Source organism: Corallococcus sp. bb12-1, from assembly GCF_026626765.1.
Taxonomy (GTDB): Bacteria; Myxococcota; Myxococcia; order Myxococcales; family Myxococcaceae; genus Corallococcus; species Corallococcus terminator.
In genome coordinates this window covers 761,940-775,707 of record NZ_JAPNJZ010000018.1, presented here as the reverse complement: position 1 = coordinate 775,707, position 13,768 = coordinate 761,940, and the positions used below count along the sequence as shown (strand labels likewise).

Annotated in this window: 8 protein-coding genes; 5 read left to right on the top strand and 3 right to left on the bottom strand. The window is 70.6% G+C overall.

The window, feature by feature from the left end; translation table 11 throughout:
* Positions 1-5 precede the first annotated feature (5 nt).
* Together OV208_RS23900 and ligD are read right to left on the bottom strand one after the other, a co-directional pair.
* Positions 6-950: a DMT family transporter gene (locus tag OV208_RS23900; RefSeq protein WP_267576188.1), complete on the bottom strand. Its 945-nt coding sequence runs from the start codon at positions 948-950 to the stop codon at positions 6-8.
* Positions 951-1,014: 64 nt separating this feature from the next.
* Positions 1,015-3,567: a DNA ligase D gene (gene ligD, locus OV208_RS23895; protein WP_267576187.1), complete on the bottom strand. Its 2,553-nt coding sequence runs from the start codon at positions 3,565-3,567 to the stop codon at positions 1,015-1,017.
* Positions 3,568-3,835: 268 nt separating this feature from the next.
* Here ligD and OV208_RS23890 point away from each other — a divergent pair, with 268 nt between their 5' ends.
* The 5 genes from OV208_RS23890 (at position 3,836) to argE (ending at position 10,151) form a co-directional block, all read left to right on the top strand.
* Positions 3,836-4,321: a ferritin-like domain-containing protein gene (locus OV208_RS23890; protein ID WP_267576186.1), complete on the top strand. Its 486-nt coding sequence runs from the start codon at positions 3,836-3,838 to the stop codon at positions 4,319-4,321.
* 50 nt (positions 4,322-4,371) lie between these two features.
* On the top strand, positions 4,372-5,754 hold the full coding sequence (gene hutF / locus OV208_RS23885; RefSeq protein ID WP_267576185.1) for a formimidoylglutamate deiminase: 1,383 nt from the start codon (positions 4,372-4,374) through the stop codon (positions 5,752-5,754).
* 75 nt (positions 5,755-5,829) lie between these two features.
* The gene (locus OV208_RS23880) at positions 5,830-7,320 is read left to right on the top strand and encodes a hypothetical protein (RefSeq protein ID WP_267576184.1); all 1,491 of its coding nucleotides are present in this window, start codon (positions 5,830-5,832) and stop codon (positions 7,318-7,320) included.
* 170 nt (positions 7,321-7,490) lie between these two features.
* A complete protein-coding gene (locus OV208_RS23875; protein ID WP_267576183.1) occupies positions 7,491-8,942 on the top strand; it encodes a hypothetical protein in 1,452 nt (483 codons plus the stop codon).
* Between the two features lie 66 nt (positions 8,943-9,008).
* Complete coding sequence (gene argE, locus OV208_RS23870; protein WP_267576182.1) at positions 9,009-10,151, top strand: acetylornithine deacetylase; 1,143 nt, start codon at positions 9,009-9,011, stop codon at positions 10,149-10,151.
* A gap of 4 nt (positions 10,152-10,155) precedes the next feature.
* Here argE and mfd read toward each other — a convergent pair whose 3' ends face one another.
* Positions 10,156-13,740, bottom strand: a complete 3,585-nt coding sequence (gene mfd / locus OV208_RS23865) for a transcription-repair coupling factor (RefSeq protein WP_267576181.1) — start codon at positions 13,738-13,740, stop codon at positions 10,156-10,158.
* Positions 13,741-13,768: the final 28 nt, after the last annotated feature.

Sequence of the window (13,768 nt, the reverse complement as noted above, 5' to 3'; positions counted from 1 at the left end):
GGGCGTCACACCGACGCTTCCGGAGGCACCTTCGCCTCCGGAGGCTCGCGGTTGGCGATGGCCGCCGCGGTGAGGATGAGCACGCCGCCCGCCAGGAGCGACGGCGTGAGCGGCTCTCCCAGCAGCGCCACGCCCAGCGTCACCGCGACCAGCGTGTCCAGGAGCGCCATCGCGCCCAGGGCCGCCAGCGAGATGCGCGGCAGGAGCCAGTACAGGCACTGGTAGGTGATGACCGTCCCGCCCAGCGCCAGGTACAGCAGCGCGCCAATGGCCCGGGGCGTCCAGTGCATCGGCTGGTTCCACTCCAGCAGCGCGGAGGCGCCCAGGAGCAGCACCGCGCTGCTCAGCGTCTGCACCAGCGTGAGCAGGTGGGGCGGCACGTGCGTCATGTGCTGGCGCACCAGCACGTTGGCCACCGCCACCACCGACGCCGCGCCCAGCGTCATCCCGCACCCGAGCAGCACCTGGGTGGACAGGCTCAGCGACACCAGCTCCTGGTGCTGGAGCGCCACCACGCCCGTCAGTCCCAGGCACGCCGCGAAGAGCTTCTGCGGGGTGAGCGGCTGGTCCGGCAGCAGCACGCGCCCCACCAGCAGCAGCCACACGGGGAAGGTGGAGAAGAGGAGCGCGGACCAGCTCGACGGGATCCACTGCTGCGCCACGAAGAGCAACCCGAAGGGCACCGCCAGTTGGAGCACGCCAATCCCCGCGATGCGCCACCCGGTGCCGCCGCCCAGCGCCGCGCCGCGCGAGCGGGCGAAGGGCAACAGCGCCACCCCGGCGATGAGCATGCGCGTGCCCACGAACCGCAGGGGCGGCAGGTCCTCCAACCCCACCTTCACCACGGCCCACGTGGAGCCCCAGGTGATGAAGCAGATGGCGTAGGCGAGGGCGATCTTCCAACGCGGCGCGGGCTTCGCGGCGATGCTCACTGCGGTGACGGACGACATGGCGGCGCGGGCAGTAGCACGCGCCCCGTCGCTTTGGCGAAACATCCGTTCAGGGCGCGGCGCGTCAGCCGGCGGCCAGGTCGCCGGGCAGCGTCTGCTTCACGCGGAGCACGGGCGCGAACAGGTCACCCACGGCCTCCAGGCGCTTGCGCAGCGTCTTCAGGCGGAAGCGGTGCGGATCCAACCGGGCGGTGACTTCGCTCCAGTCGAGCGGCGCGGAGAACGGCGCGCCCTCCACGGCGCGCAGCGAGTAGGGCGCCACCACCGTCTTGCCGCGCGCGTTCTGGCCCACGTCCAGGTAGAGCCGGCCGCCGCGCTTGCCCACGGAGCGCTCCGTGGTGGCGATGTCGCCCAGCGCTTCCTCCAGCTCCGCCACCCGTGCGTTCGCGAACGCCAGCGCGCGCGCATACGTGTGTCCCGGGGCCAGGGGCACCAGCACGTGCAGGCCGCGCTTGCCGGAGGTCTTCGAGAAGGACTGGAGCCCCAACGCGTCCAGGCGGGCGTGCAGGCGCCTGGCCACCTTCACGAGGTCCTTCCAGCCGCCGGTGCCGGGGTCCAGGTCGAACACCACGAAGTCCGGCTGCGCGAGCCGGGGTGCGTGGCTCAGCCACATGTGGAGGGTGAGCGCGGACTGGTTGGCGAGCCACAGGAGCGCATCCGCGTCCTTCACGTTTACGTGGCGCAGGGACTTGCCTTCGTGGCGCACGCGCAGCGTGGGCAGCCAGGGGGGGATGCCGGACAGCTCGTGCCGGAAGAAGCCCGGGGCCTCGATGCCCGCAGGCCACTGTTGGTGGGCCAGGGGCCGGTCCGCGAGCACGGGCACCAACAACGGCGCCACGTCCCGGTAGTACTCGAACACGTCCGCCTTCGTGAGGCCGGAGTCCGGGAACAGCACGCGGTCGCCGTGCGTGAGCAGGGCCTCCGTGTCGCGCGCCGAGCGTTTCGCGCTCGTCCTGCCCGGAGCCTTTGGCGGAGCCTTCGCTGGATCCCGATGGGTCGTGGTGCGAGCGGAGGCCTGGGCTGGTGCGCGCCGGACGCCCTTCGCGGTCCGGGCGCTCTGGGTGGGGGCGGGGCGTTCGCGCACGACGTCGCGGGGCAGCTTGTCGGTCCGGAGGCCCTGGAACACGGGGTGGCGCAGGCGGCCATCCCGGGTCCATTCCGTGAAACGCACCTGGGCCACGTACTTCGGCTTCACCCAGACGGTCTCCGTGTTGGAGGCTGCATCCTCGGCGCTGGGCTTCTTCGTGCGCGTGGCGTCCAGCAACCAGCGCAGCTCCCGGCGGTCCGAAGTGGTGTAGCCGGTGCCCACCTTGCCCACGTCGTGGAAGCCGTCCTTGCCCCGGACGCCCACACGCAGCGCGCCAATCTCCGATTTCGCCTGGGCGTTCTTGATGGGCAGGTAGCCCAGGATGACGACCTCCTGGCCCGCGACCACCTTCAGCTTCAACCAGTCCCCGGAGCGCGTGCCCGTGTAGGGCGAATCCTTGCGCTTGGCGATGATGCCCTCCCAACCCTTGCGCCGCGCCTCCGACAGCGCGCGCGACAGCGGCAGCTCCAGCCGCTCGGAGGCCTGGAGCGGAAGCTCGACGGAGGCCATCAGCTTCTCCAGCCGCGCGCGGCGCTCCTCGTAGGGCAGCCCCCGCAGGTCCTCGCCGTTCAGCCAGAGCATGTCGAACACCACGAAGCGCTGCTCCGCGCCTTGCTCCGTGTGCTGGAGGAGCTGGAAGTTAGAGCGGCCCTTCTTGTCGAGCGCGATGACCTCTCCGTCCACCACCACGTCGCTCACCGGCAGGGTGCGCAGCGAGGCGGCGAGCCGTCCGAAGCGGCTCGACAGGTCATTGCCCCTGCGACTCTGGAAGGCAATCTTGTCGCGCGTGAGGGCGAACACCGCGCGGAAGCCGTCGTACTTCACCTCGTAGGCATGCGTTTCGTCGTGCGCTTCGTCGGGCACCGCCAGCCGCGCCAGCATGGGCGGCCACACCCGTTCGAGCAGCTTCTCTGGCGCCACGGGCTTCTTGCGCAGCACCCCCGGCTTGCGCGGTCCACGCGTCTGCTTCCGTCCGCTCTTCACGGACTCGGGTCGCTCGACGGTGACGTCGTAGCCGGGCCGTGCCTCCTCATCCTTCGCCTTGAAGAAGAGCCACTGTGTCTTGCCGCCGCGCGGCCGCGTGCGGATGAGGTGCCAGCGTCCCTGGAGCTTCTGGCCCCGCAGCACGACCTCCAGGTGTCCGCGCGCGAACTGGGCGTCGGCCTGGCCCGGAGGCACCGTCTCGAAGGTGCCGGACTCCCAGAGCAGCGAATCGCCTCCGCCGTACTCCTCATCCGGGATGTGGCCCTCGAAGTCCGCGTACGAGCGCGGGTGGTCCTCGGTCTGGACCGCGAGTCGCTTCTGCGCGGGGTCATGGCTGGGCCCCTTGGGGATGGCCCAGCTCACCAGCACGCCGCCAATCTCCAGACGCAGGTCGTAGTGCAGCCGGGTGGCGTCGTGCTTGTGCACCACGAAGACAGGCGCGCCGGCCGTCGGAGTCACCGCCTCGGGAGCCGGCTCGGGCGTGCGGAGGAAGTCGCGCTTCGTGCGGTAGCGCCGCAGGCGCTTCTCTGTCTCGGAGGTCTTCACCCCCCAACGCTCTTCACCGGACCCGGAACGCGCAATTCCCTACACCGACTGGAAGGAGACCAGGGAGGCAACCCCTCTGTTCCCCATCGCGGCCCGCTTGGCGCAAGCCTCCGGCGTGCAGTGCGCGCCCTTCGGGGACTGGAATCCCCGGGGGTCGTCCGCCTGCTCTGGGGCCGATGAACCGATGGGTGCTCGGGAGGGCGGTTGGTTCCACGAGGAGGACTCCCCACATTGGCGAAGCCTTTGCACTCGCACGGAGGAGGCGCCCATGGCCGACAAGTCCGAAGTGGCCCGTTTGCACAGCCTGGCCCAACTCGATGCCGACGCCGTGGGGGCCTATGACGTGGCCATCTCGCGCATCCCGCATCCCCTGGTGCGCGAGCGCCTCAACAGCTTCCGCGCGGACCACCTGCGCCACGTGCAGGACCTCAACACGTGCATCCGCGACCTGGGCGGCGAACCGGTGGCGCTGCGCTCGGACCTCAAGGGCTCCGCCATGAAGGGCCTGACGGCGATGACGGGCCTGATGGGCACGGAGGCCACGCTGTGGGCCATGCTCGGCAACGAGGAGCTCTTCGACCGGGCCTATGAGCTGGCGCTCCAGTTCGAGTGGACCCCGGAGGTGAAGGTCCTCATCCGGCAGCACCGCGAGGACGAGCGGCGCCACGGCACGTGGATCCGCGACGCGGCGCGCACCCGTCCCTGGGTCGAGGGCCGCATCCCCTTCATGGAAGGCGCCGAGCAGGGGGCCTGACCCGAAGGGCGCTGCTGCGGTCCTCCAGGGGCTGGCGTACGCTGCCCCGCGTGAGCGACATCACTGTCTATCAACCCGACTTCCTCTTCGTGGACGGTCGGTTCCAGGAAGGCCTCGCGCTGGCGGTGGGCGCGGACGGACGCGTGCTGGACGCGGTGCCCCAGGGCGCGCGCGTGGAGCGGCTCCCGGGCCGCGCGCTGCTGCCGGGACTCGTCAACGGCCACTCGCACGCGTTCCAGCGGCTCATCCGAGGGCGCACCGAGTACGTGGCCTCGGGCCGGGGACAGGACGACTTCTGGTCCTGGCGCGAGGCGATGTACCGCGCCGCCGAAGCGCTGACGCCGGAGGAGGTCTACGTCGCCTCGCGGCAGGTGTTCGTGGAGATGGCGCTCGCGGGCATCACCGCGGTGGGCGAATTCCACTACCTGCACCACCAGTCGGACGGGACGCCCTACGCGGACCGCAATGAGCTGGCGCACGCGGTCATCCGCGCGGCCACCGACGTGGGCCTGCGCATCTGCCTGCTGCGGGTGGGCTACGCGCGGGCGGGCTTCAACGTGGCCGCGAATCCGCGCCAGCGTCGCTTCATCGATGCGGACGTGGACGCGTTCCTGTCCACCACGGAAGCGCTGGCCCGGGCGGTGCGCGGCGACGCGCGGGTGAACGTGGGGCTGGCGCCGCACAGCGTGCGTGCGGTGTCGAAGGAGTGGCTGGCCCGGGTGGAGCGCGACGCGCCGGTGGGCATGCCCATCCACATGCACGTGGCGGAGCAGCCCAAGGAGATTGAAGCGTGTCTGGCGGAGCACGGACGCCGTCCGGTGGAGCTGCTGGCGGACCTGGGCCTGCTGGGCGGGCGCTTCACGGCGGTGCACGGCGTGCACCTGACGGACGATGAGGTGCAGTTGCTGGGTCGGTCGGAGAGCACGGTGTGCGCGTGTCCCTCCACGGAGCGCAACCTGGGGGATGGCATCGTGCCGGCGGACGCGCTGGTGCGGGCCGGGGCGCGCGTGAGCCTGGGGTCGGACAGCCAGACGGCGGTGGACCTGCTGGACGAGGCGCGGCAGTTGGAGCAGCACCTGAGGCTGTTGCGGCTGCGCCGGGCGGTGTTGGATCCGGGGACGGGCACGCTGGACGGGCTGGCGGCGCGGCTCCTGGACATGGCCACGGTGCAGGGCGCGCACAGCCTGGGCCTGGAGACGGGAGCGCTGCTGCCGGGCGCGCCCGCGGACTTCTTCACGGTGGACCTGCGGCACCCGTCGCTGGTGGGCGCGGGGCTCGCGTCGCTGCTGCCGGGCATTGTCTTCGGCGCGACGGCGGGGGCGGTGCGGGAGGTCGCGGTGGCGGGCCGGTGGGTGGTGCGGGACGGCCGACATGCCCTGGCGGACGAGAGCGCGAAGGCGTTCCAGCAGCTCGCCACGCGCCTGTACCCGTGAGGTTGGCCGGGAGCGATATGGGCTCCGGACCGGCGCGTTGACTGGCCCCGGATGCGGTTTCAGCAGGGGGTGCGGATGCGTTCAGGAATCGTGCTGTCGCTGGTGTTGATGGGATTGGCCGTGGGCTGTGCCGGGCGGCAGGACCTGGAGACCCCGGACTACGAGGCCATCTACGACGTGCCGCTGGAGGAGATGTGGCCGTCGGTGCGCGAGTACTTCACGAACGCGAACCTGCCATTCCGCGAGGACAAGGGCAGCGGCGTGCTGGAGACGGAGTGGAAGCAGGAGTTCGGCGGCTCGAAGATTTCGGGCTTCTGGCACCGCTACCTCGTCCTGGGCAAGCGGGAGACGCCCACGAAGAGCAAGCTGTGGATCATCCGCATCACCAAGTCCATGAACAAGGCGCTCTCCAGGCCTGGCAAGGAGCTGGAGTGGGGAGTGGCCCGGAGCCTGGGAAGCGTTCCCGGTTCTCGGGGCTCGGGCGCTCCCGGAGATGAATCCTTCGTGTCGAGTGGGGCGCTGACCATCAGCGGAGAGGATGACGAGGACCGGTTCAACTTCCCGCAGGGAGAGAACGGCTTCTACGTGGAGTCCGGCCAGGGCAACCGGGACCTGCACATGGAGTGGCGCGTGTTCCGGAGCATCGCGCCCCACCTGGAGAAGAAGGCGCCGGTCACTGTCGCCCAGAAGGTGGCCCGGGCTCCCGATGCGAAGCAGGCGGCGCCGGAGTTCACCGAGTGCGGCCAGGAGATCATCGGCCTGAAGCGCCGGGCGAAGACGGGTGGGGTGATGCTGCTGGGCGAATTGCACGGCACGCAGGAGGTGCCGCGCTTCATCGCGCAGGCGGTCTGCCAGCTCGTCACGTCGGGGACGCCCGTGTCGCTGGGGCTGGAGCTGCCGGTGGAGAACGAAGCGCGCGTCACCACCTTCGTGAAGAGCGAGGGCACGGAGGAGGACTGGCTCAAGCTGATGGAGGCCCCGTTCTGGCGCAGCCCGTACCCGGACGGGCGTGGCAGTGAGGCGGTGGCGAACATGCTGGAGCAGTTGCGGCAGCTGCGTGCGCGTGGGCTGGACGCGGAGGTCTTCGTCTACGACCACCCGAAGCTGTCGGGCCAGAAGCGCGAGGACGCGCTGACGGCGACGGTGCTGGGCCACGTGAAGGCGGGGCCTGGGCGCTTCCATCTGGTGGTGAGCGGCAACATCCACCCGCGCACGGCGCAGGGCCTGCCGTGGGACAAGCAGTACCAGCCGATGGGCCGCCTCTTGAAGGCGCAGCTCAAGGACGTCACGTCCCTGGACATGGCGTACGACAGCGGGTCGGCGTGGATCTGCGCGGCGGATACGCAGGGGCGCAAGCTGGACTGCGGCGTGAAGCAGACGAAGGGGAAGGACAACGGGAACCGCTTCTTCGTGCACGTCTGGGATTCGCCCAACAAGGAGGGCTACCACGGGGTGTTCTATGTGGGGCCGGTGAGCGCGTCGGAGCCGGCCATCGAGAAGGGCCTGGGACGGCCTTCGGACGCCGTGCCCGCGCAGGAACCGACGGGGTCCACGCCCGGCCTGTAGCGCCAGCGCCTCCCTCCGCCCGTGGAACCCAGGGGCCGTGCGAGTCACCGGAAACGGTGGTGCGCACGGCCCTTGCGCGTTGCGGCAGGGCGTCGCGAAGGCTCCGCCGATACGTCTGGCATCCTGGTGCGTTGTCCCTGCGTCGTGGAATCGCAGGAAGGGGTCGCGAAATGCGTTCGGCATGGCTCATGGGGTGGATGGCGTTGGTCCTCGCGGCGGGGTGCGCCGGGCGGCAGGACCTGGAGACCCCGGACTACGAGGCCGTCTACGACGTGCCGCTGGGTGAGATGTGGCCTTCTGTGCGCGAGTACTTCACGGACGCGAACCTGCCGTACCGCGAAGACAAGGGCAGCCGGGTGCTGGAGACGGACTGGAAGCAGGAGTTCGGCGGCTCCAAGATTTCGGGCTACTGGCACCGCTACCTCGTCATCGGCAAGCAGGAGACGCCCACGAAGAGCAAGCTGTGGGTCATCCGCGTCACCAAGTCCGTGAACAAGACGCTCATGGCACCGGGCAGGGACATCGCCTGGGGCCAGACCCTCGACCGGAGAGGGGAAGCGGGGCTCAGCCCGGAGGACCTGGAGGCCCGGCTCGCGTTCCCGCAAGGGGAGAACGCCTTCTACGTGGACTCCGCCCAGGGCCACCGGGACCTGCACATGGAGTGGCGCGTGTTCCGTGGCATCGCGCCCCGCCTCGCGAAGCAGCAGGAGGAGGTCACCGCCGCCCAGAAGGTGGCGAAGGCGTCCGAAACCAGGAGCGCGCCCGTGTTCACCGAGTGCGGCCAGGAGATCATCGGCCTGAAGCGCCGGGCGAAGACGGGTGGGGTGATGCTGCTGGGCGAATTGCACGGCACGCAGGAGGTGCCGCGCTTCATCGCGCAGGCGGTCTGCCAGCTCGTCACGTCGGGGACGCCCGTGTCGCTGGGGCTGGAGCTGCCGGTGGAGAACGAGGCGCGCATCACCTCCTTCGTGAAGAGCGAGGGCTCCGAGGAGGACTGGCTCAAGCTGATGGAGGCCCCGTTCTGGCGCAGCCCGTACCCGGACGGGCGTGGCAGTGAGGCGGTGGCGAACATGCTGGAGCAGCTGCGGCAGTTGCGTGCGCGCGGCCTGGACGTGGAGGCCTTCGTCTACGACCACCCGAAGCTGTCGGGCCAGAAGCGTGAGGACGCGCTCACGGCGACGGTGCTGGGCCACGTGAAGGCGGGGCCCGCGCGCTTCCACCTGGTGGTGAGCGGCAACATCCACCCGCGCACGGCGCAGGGCCTGCCGTGGGACAAGCAGTACCAGCCGATGGGACGGTTGCTGAAGGCGCAGCTCAAGGACGTCACGTCCCTGGACATGGCGTACAACAGCGGGTCGGCGTGGATCTGCTCGGCGGATCCCCGGGTGGGCAAGCTGGACTGCGGCGTGAAGGAGACGAAGGGGAAGGACAACGGGGACCGCTACTTCGTGCACGTCTGGGACTCACCCAACGAGGAGGGCTACCACGGGGTGTTCTACGTAGGCCGGGTGAGCGCGTCGGAGCCGGCCATCGCCAGGGGGCTGGGCCGCCCGGGCGCGAATGACAACTCGGTGTTCCCGGCGGCGGTGGACACGGACGCGATGGCTTCCTCGCGACGCTGAAGCGCGGGCAGGCTGGCATCGCGGGGCGGGCAGTGGCATGCAGGTGGCCTGACTGGAGGCCATCCCATGAGCGACACGCTGCCCGCGCTGCGGGCCACCCTGGCGGAACTGGTGGCGCTGGACACCACGTCCTCGCGCCCCAACGCGCCCCTCATCGACTACGCCCAGACGCGGCTGGAGGCCGCGGGCTTCACCGCCGAGCGCCAGCACTACACCGACGACGCGGGCGTGGCGAAGGTGAACCTGGTCGCGCGCAAGGGGGACGCGGACCGCGCGGCGCTGGCGCTGGTGGGCCACTCCGACTGCGTGCCCTATGACACGGCCTGGACGGACGCGCTGCGCCTCACCGAACGCGACGGCAAGCTGTACGCCCGCGGCGCCTGCGACACGAAGGGCTTCATCGCGTGCGCGCTGCACGCTGCCACGCGCAAGGACCTGCCCGCGCTGAGCTCCCCGCTGCTCGTCATCCTCACCGCCGATGAAGAGGTCGGCCTCGTGGGGGCGAAGAAGCTGGTGGCGGCGGGCCTGGGCCGCGCGCGACACGCCATCGTCGGCGAGCCCACGCGCCTCATCCCGGTGCGCGCCAACAAGGGCTACTGCCTGGCGGAGGTGGAGGTGCTGGGCAAGGAAGGCCACAGCGCCTACCCGGAGCTGGGCGCGTCCGCCATCTTCCGCGCCGGCCGCTTCCTGCAACGGCTGGAGACGCTGGCGAACACCGTGCTGCGCGAGGACCGCGACGAGGGCTTCCAGCCCCCCTTCACCACGGTGAACGTGGGCCTCATCCAGGGAGGCAAGGCGAAGAACGTCCTGCCCGGCTCCTGCCGCTTCACCGTGGAGTGGCGCCCCATCCCCGGCCAGTCCACCGAGCGCGTCCCGGAGCTGCTGGAGCACATCCGCCAGGAGCTCACGCGCGACGAGCCCGCCTACGAGGCGCGCATCCAGGTGCTGCGCATGGACCGGGGCGTCCACACCCGGGGCGACGCGGACGTGGTGCGCTTCCTGGAGGAGGTCAGCGGCAACGCGTCCGAAACGGTGTCCTTCGGCACGGAGGCCCCGCAGCTCACGGAGCTGGGCGCGGAGGCCGTGGTGTTCGGCCCCGGCGACATCCGCGTCGCGCACCAGACGGGGGAGTTCGTCCCCATGGAAGACCTGGTGCGCTGCGAGGACGCCCTGACGCGCGCGGTGGCCCGCTTCTGCGCCGGACGCTGAAGCGTCAGTGCCGGGGCAGCGCGCAGGTGCCCAGGTCGCGCAGCATCTTGTGCGCCTCCGCCAGCATCGCGTGCCCCTTGGCCTCCGGGGGCAGCCGGGCGATGAGCTTCATGTCCGGGGTGAGCCGGTAGAAGCCCTTGGAGCGCTGCACCAGGGCGGCCACCTTCGCGCCGTCCAGCAGCGCGTCCGCGCCCAGCGCCATCGACAGGCGGTTGGGGCCGCCCTCCAGCGCGCGCAGCCGCAGCTCGCGCATGTCGATTTTCAGGAGCGTCACCTCGGAGAGGGCGTCCACCTCGTCGGGGGCCTCGCCGTAGCGGTCCACCAGCTCCGCGCGCAGGTCGGTGACTTCGTCCGGGTGGCCGGCCTGGCTGAAGCGCTTGTAGAACACCAGCCGCTGGTGCACGTCCGCCACGTAGTCGTCGGGGATGAGCGCCGGCATGGGCAGGTTGATGTCCGGCTCCACGTGCACCTTGGGCGGCTGGCCCTGGAGCTCCGCCACCGCCTCCTCCATCAACTGCGCGTACAGGTCGAAGCCGATTTCAGCGATGGCGCCTGACTGCTTCTCGCCCAGCAGGTTGCCCGCGCCGCGGATCTCCAGGTCGTGGCTGGCGATGGAGAAGCCCGCGCCCAGCTCGGTGAAGTTCTGGAGCACCTCCAGCCGTCGCTGCGCGTCCTTCGTCACCGGACGGCGCGTGGGCACCAGCAGGTACGCGTACGCGCGCTCCTTGCTGCGGCCCACGCGACCGCGCAACTGGTAGAGCTGCGCGAGGCCGAACTGGTCCGCGCGATCGACGATCATCGTGTTGGCGCTGGAGATGTCGATGCCGCTCTCGATGATGCTGGTGCACAGCAGCACCTGGTACTTGTGTTCGGTGAAGGCCAGCATCACCTTCTCCAACTGCCCTTCGGCCATCTGCCCGTGCGCCACGCCGATGGTGACGTGCGGCATCAGCTTGCGCAGGTCGCGCTCCATGGAGGCCAGCGACTCCACGCGGTTGTGCACGAAGAAGACCTGTCCGCCGCGGGCAATCTCCCGCTCCACGGCCTCCTTGATGAGGCCTTCGTCGTACTTCATCACGAAGGTGCGGATGGCCCGCCGGTCCTGCGGCGGCGTGGCGATGATGCTCATGTCGCGCACGCCGGACATGCTCATGTGCAGCGTGCGGGGAATCGGTGTGGCCGTCAGGGTCAGCACGTCCACCTGCGTGCGCAGCCGCTTGAGGGCTTCCTTCTGCTTCACGCCGAAGCGCTGCTCCTCGTCCACGACGAGCAGGCCCAGGTCCTTGAAGGCCACTTCGCCCGCCAGGAGCTTGTGCGTGCCGATGACGATGTCGACCCGGCCCTCCTTGGCGCGCTTGAGGATGTCGCGCACCTCCGGCGGCTTGCGGATGCCGGAAATCACTTCCACCGTGACGGGGTAGTCCTTGAAGCGCTTCTTGAACGAGTGGAAGTGCTGCTGCGCCAGCACCGTGGTGGGCACCAGCACCGCCACCTGCTTGCGATCCAACGTGGCCTTGAAGGCGGCGCGCATCGCCACCTCCGTCTTGCCGTAGCCCACGTCGCCGCAGACGAGCCGGTCCATCGGCTGCGCCTTCTGCATGTCCGAGAGCACGTCCTCGATGGCCTTCGCCTGGTCGGGCGTCTCCTCGAATTCGAAGTCCGCTTCGAACTGGGCGTAGTAGCGGTCCGGGGGCTGGAACGCGTAGCCCGGGTGCGCCTTGCGCGCGGCGGCCATCTGCAACAGCTCCGCCGCCATCTTGAGCAGCTGCTCCTTGACGCGCTTCTTCGTCTTCTCCCAGCTCGTCGTGCCCAGCTTGTCCAGCTGGACCGTCTCCGGGTCCCCACCCGTGAACTTCTGGATGAGCCGCATGCGGCCCACCGGCAGGTAGATCTTGTCGCGCCCCGCGTACTCCAGGACGAGGAAGTCTCCGGGGACGCCCTGCACCTCCATCTTCGTCAGGCCCGCGTAGCGGCCGATGCCGAAGTCGGTGTGGACGATGAGGTCGCCTTCCTTCAGGTCCTTGAAGCCCGCGGCGAACGCATCCAGCTTCTTGCTGCGCTTCACGCGGCGGCGCGAACGGACGCCGAAAATCTCCTCGTCCGCGAGCACCGCCAGCCGGCCCTCGGCGTCCACGAAGCCGTGGCTCACCTCGCCGGTGAACAGGTGCGCCCACACCGCGGGCTCATAGAGCTTCGCGGGGTCCGCCATCGGTTCGGTGTGCACCTTCACCATCACCGACCGGTCCAACAGCAATCGCTTGAGCCGGTCCGCCTGGCTCAGCGTCCCGCACGCCACCGCGCACGCCACGCCGGTGTCGCGCCAGCGTTGCAGCCGCTCCACCAGCGGGGTGAGCGCGCCCTCCTCGCCGTGGTGCGCGAGGATGGCCTCGCGCAGGTCCTGCGTCGTGCCGAAGGTGAAGGCGACGGGGACCTCCGTCTGCGTGAGCGACAGCCCGCCGCCCTCCACCACGCGCAGGGCCTGGAGCTGTGCGGCCACGTCCTCGCGCGACAGGAAGTGGTGCTCTGGCGGATAGGTCAGGTCCTGCCGGGCGTCGGCCTCCGCCACGCCGCGCGCCAGCTCGTCCCACAGCTCGTCCACGGCGCGGTCCAGGCCCACCGGGTCGTCCAGGTAGACGACGGGCTCCGGGGCCCAGGCGCGCAGGTAGTCGAACACCGTGACGAGCCCGCCTTCGAAGAAGCCGGGCAGCAGGCCCTCCATGCCGAAGCCGGGCAGGCCCTCGCGCAGCGCCTCCAGCCGCTCGCGCAGCTTGATGGTCGGCAGGTTGATGCGGTCGGCGACGGCGCGGGCGGCGGCCTCGGCGCGCGGGCGCGTGTCGTCGGTGAGGAGCAGCTCGCGCGCGGGCACCAGGTCCACGGTCTTGAGCGCATCCACCGTGCGCTGCGACTCCGGGTCGAAGACGCGGATGGACTCGATGGTGTCCCCGAAGAACTCCAGGCGCACCGGCCGCTCGTACAGCGGGCTGAACACGTCCAGCAGGCCGCCGCGCACGCTGAAGGTGCCCTTGTCCTCCACCAGCGGGCTGTTCTGGTAGCCCATCAGCGACAGCTTCCGCGCCAGCGTGTCGCGGTCGAAGTCCTGGCCCACCTCCACGCGCTGGGCCAGCTGGCCCATCACCGCCAGCGGCAGCACGCGGCGGTGCAGCGCGCGCAGCGACAGCACCAGCGCGGGGAAGGGCGTGCCTCGCGCCAGGTGGAACAGCGCGCCCAGCCGCTCCGTGATGGGGCCTGCTTCCGGGGACAGCTCGTCGTAGGGAAGCACTTCGTCCGCGGGCAGCCGCAGCACGCGCGGCGCCAGCAGGCTGCCGGTGCCGCCCAGGAAGAAGGCCAGGTCGTGCGCGAGCGCGTCCGCCGCCTCTTCATCCACGGCCACGCACACCAACGGGGCCTGGAGCGAGCGGTGCAGGCGGGCGAGCAGGTGCCCGCGCGCCGCGCCCTTCACCCCCTGCGTGCGCGTGCGGCGCCCGACGTGGAGAGAGGCCAGCAGTCGGGCGAAGGCGTCACCGGACGCAGAAGGGGCGCCACCGGGCCACGGTGCGCCATCGGACTTGGGAGGAGGGGAGGTGTCCATGCGTGGGCCCGGGGAGGGGCCCTCGTGG

What these genes read in the sequence shown, in the direction of transcription:
- OV208_RS23875 (WP_267576183.1), top strand. Translation starts at nt 7,491, where the DNA reads ATGCGTTCGGCATGGCTCATGGGGTGGATGGCGTTGGTCCTCGCGGCG.
- OV208_RS23900 (WP_267576188.1), bottom strand. Translation starts at nt 950, where the DNA reads ATGTCGTCCGTCACCGCAGTGAGCATCGCCGCGAAGCCCGCGCCGCGT.
- argE (WP_267576182.1), top strand. Translation starts at nt 9,009, where the DNA reads ATGAGCGACACGCTGCCCGCGCTGCGGGCCACCCTGGCGGAACTGGTG.
- OV208_RS23880 (WP_267576184.1), top strand. Translation starts at nt 5,830, where the DNA reads ATGCGTTCAGGAATCGTGCTGTCGCTGGTGTTGATGGGATTGGCCGTG.
- OV208_RS23890 (WP_267576186.1), top strand. Translation starts at nt 3,836, where the DNA reads ATGGCCGACAAGTCCGAAGTGGCCCGTTTGCACAGCCTGGCCCAACTC.
- mfd (WP_267576181.1), bottom strand. Translation starts at nt 13,740, where the DNA reads ATGGACACCTCCCCTCCTCCCAAGTCCGATGGCGCACCGTGGCCCGGT.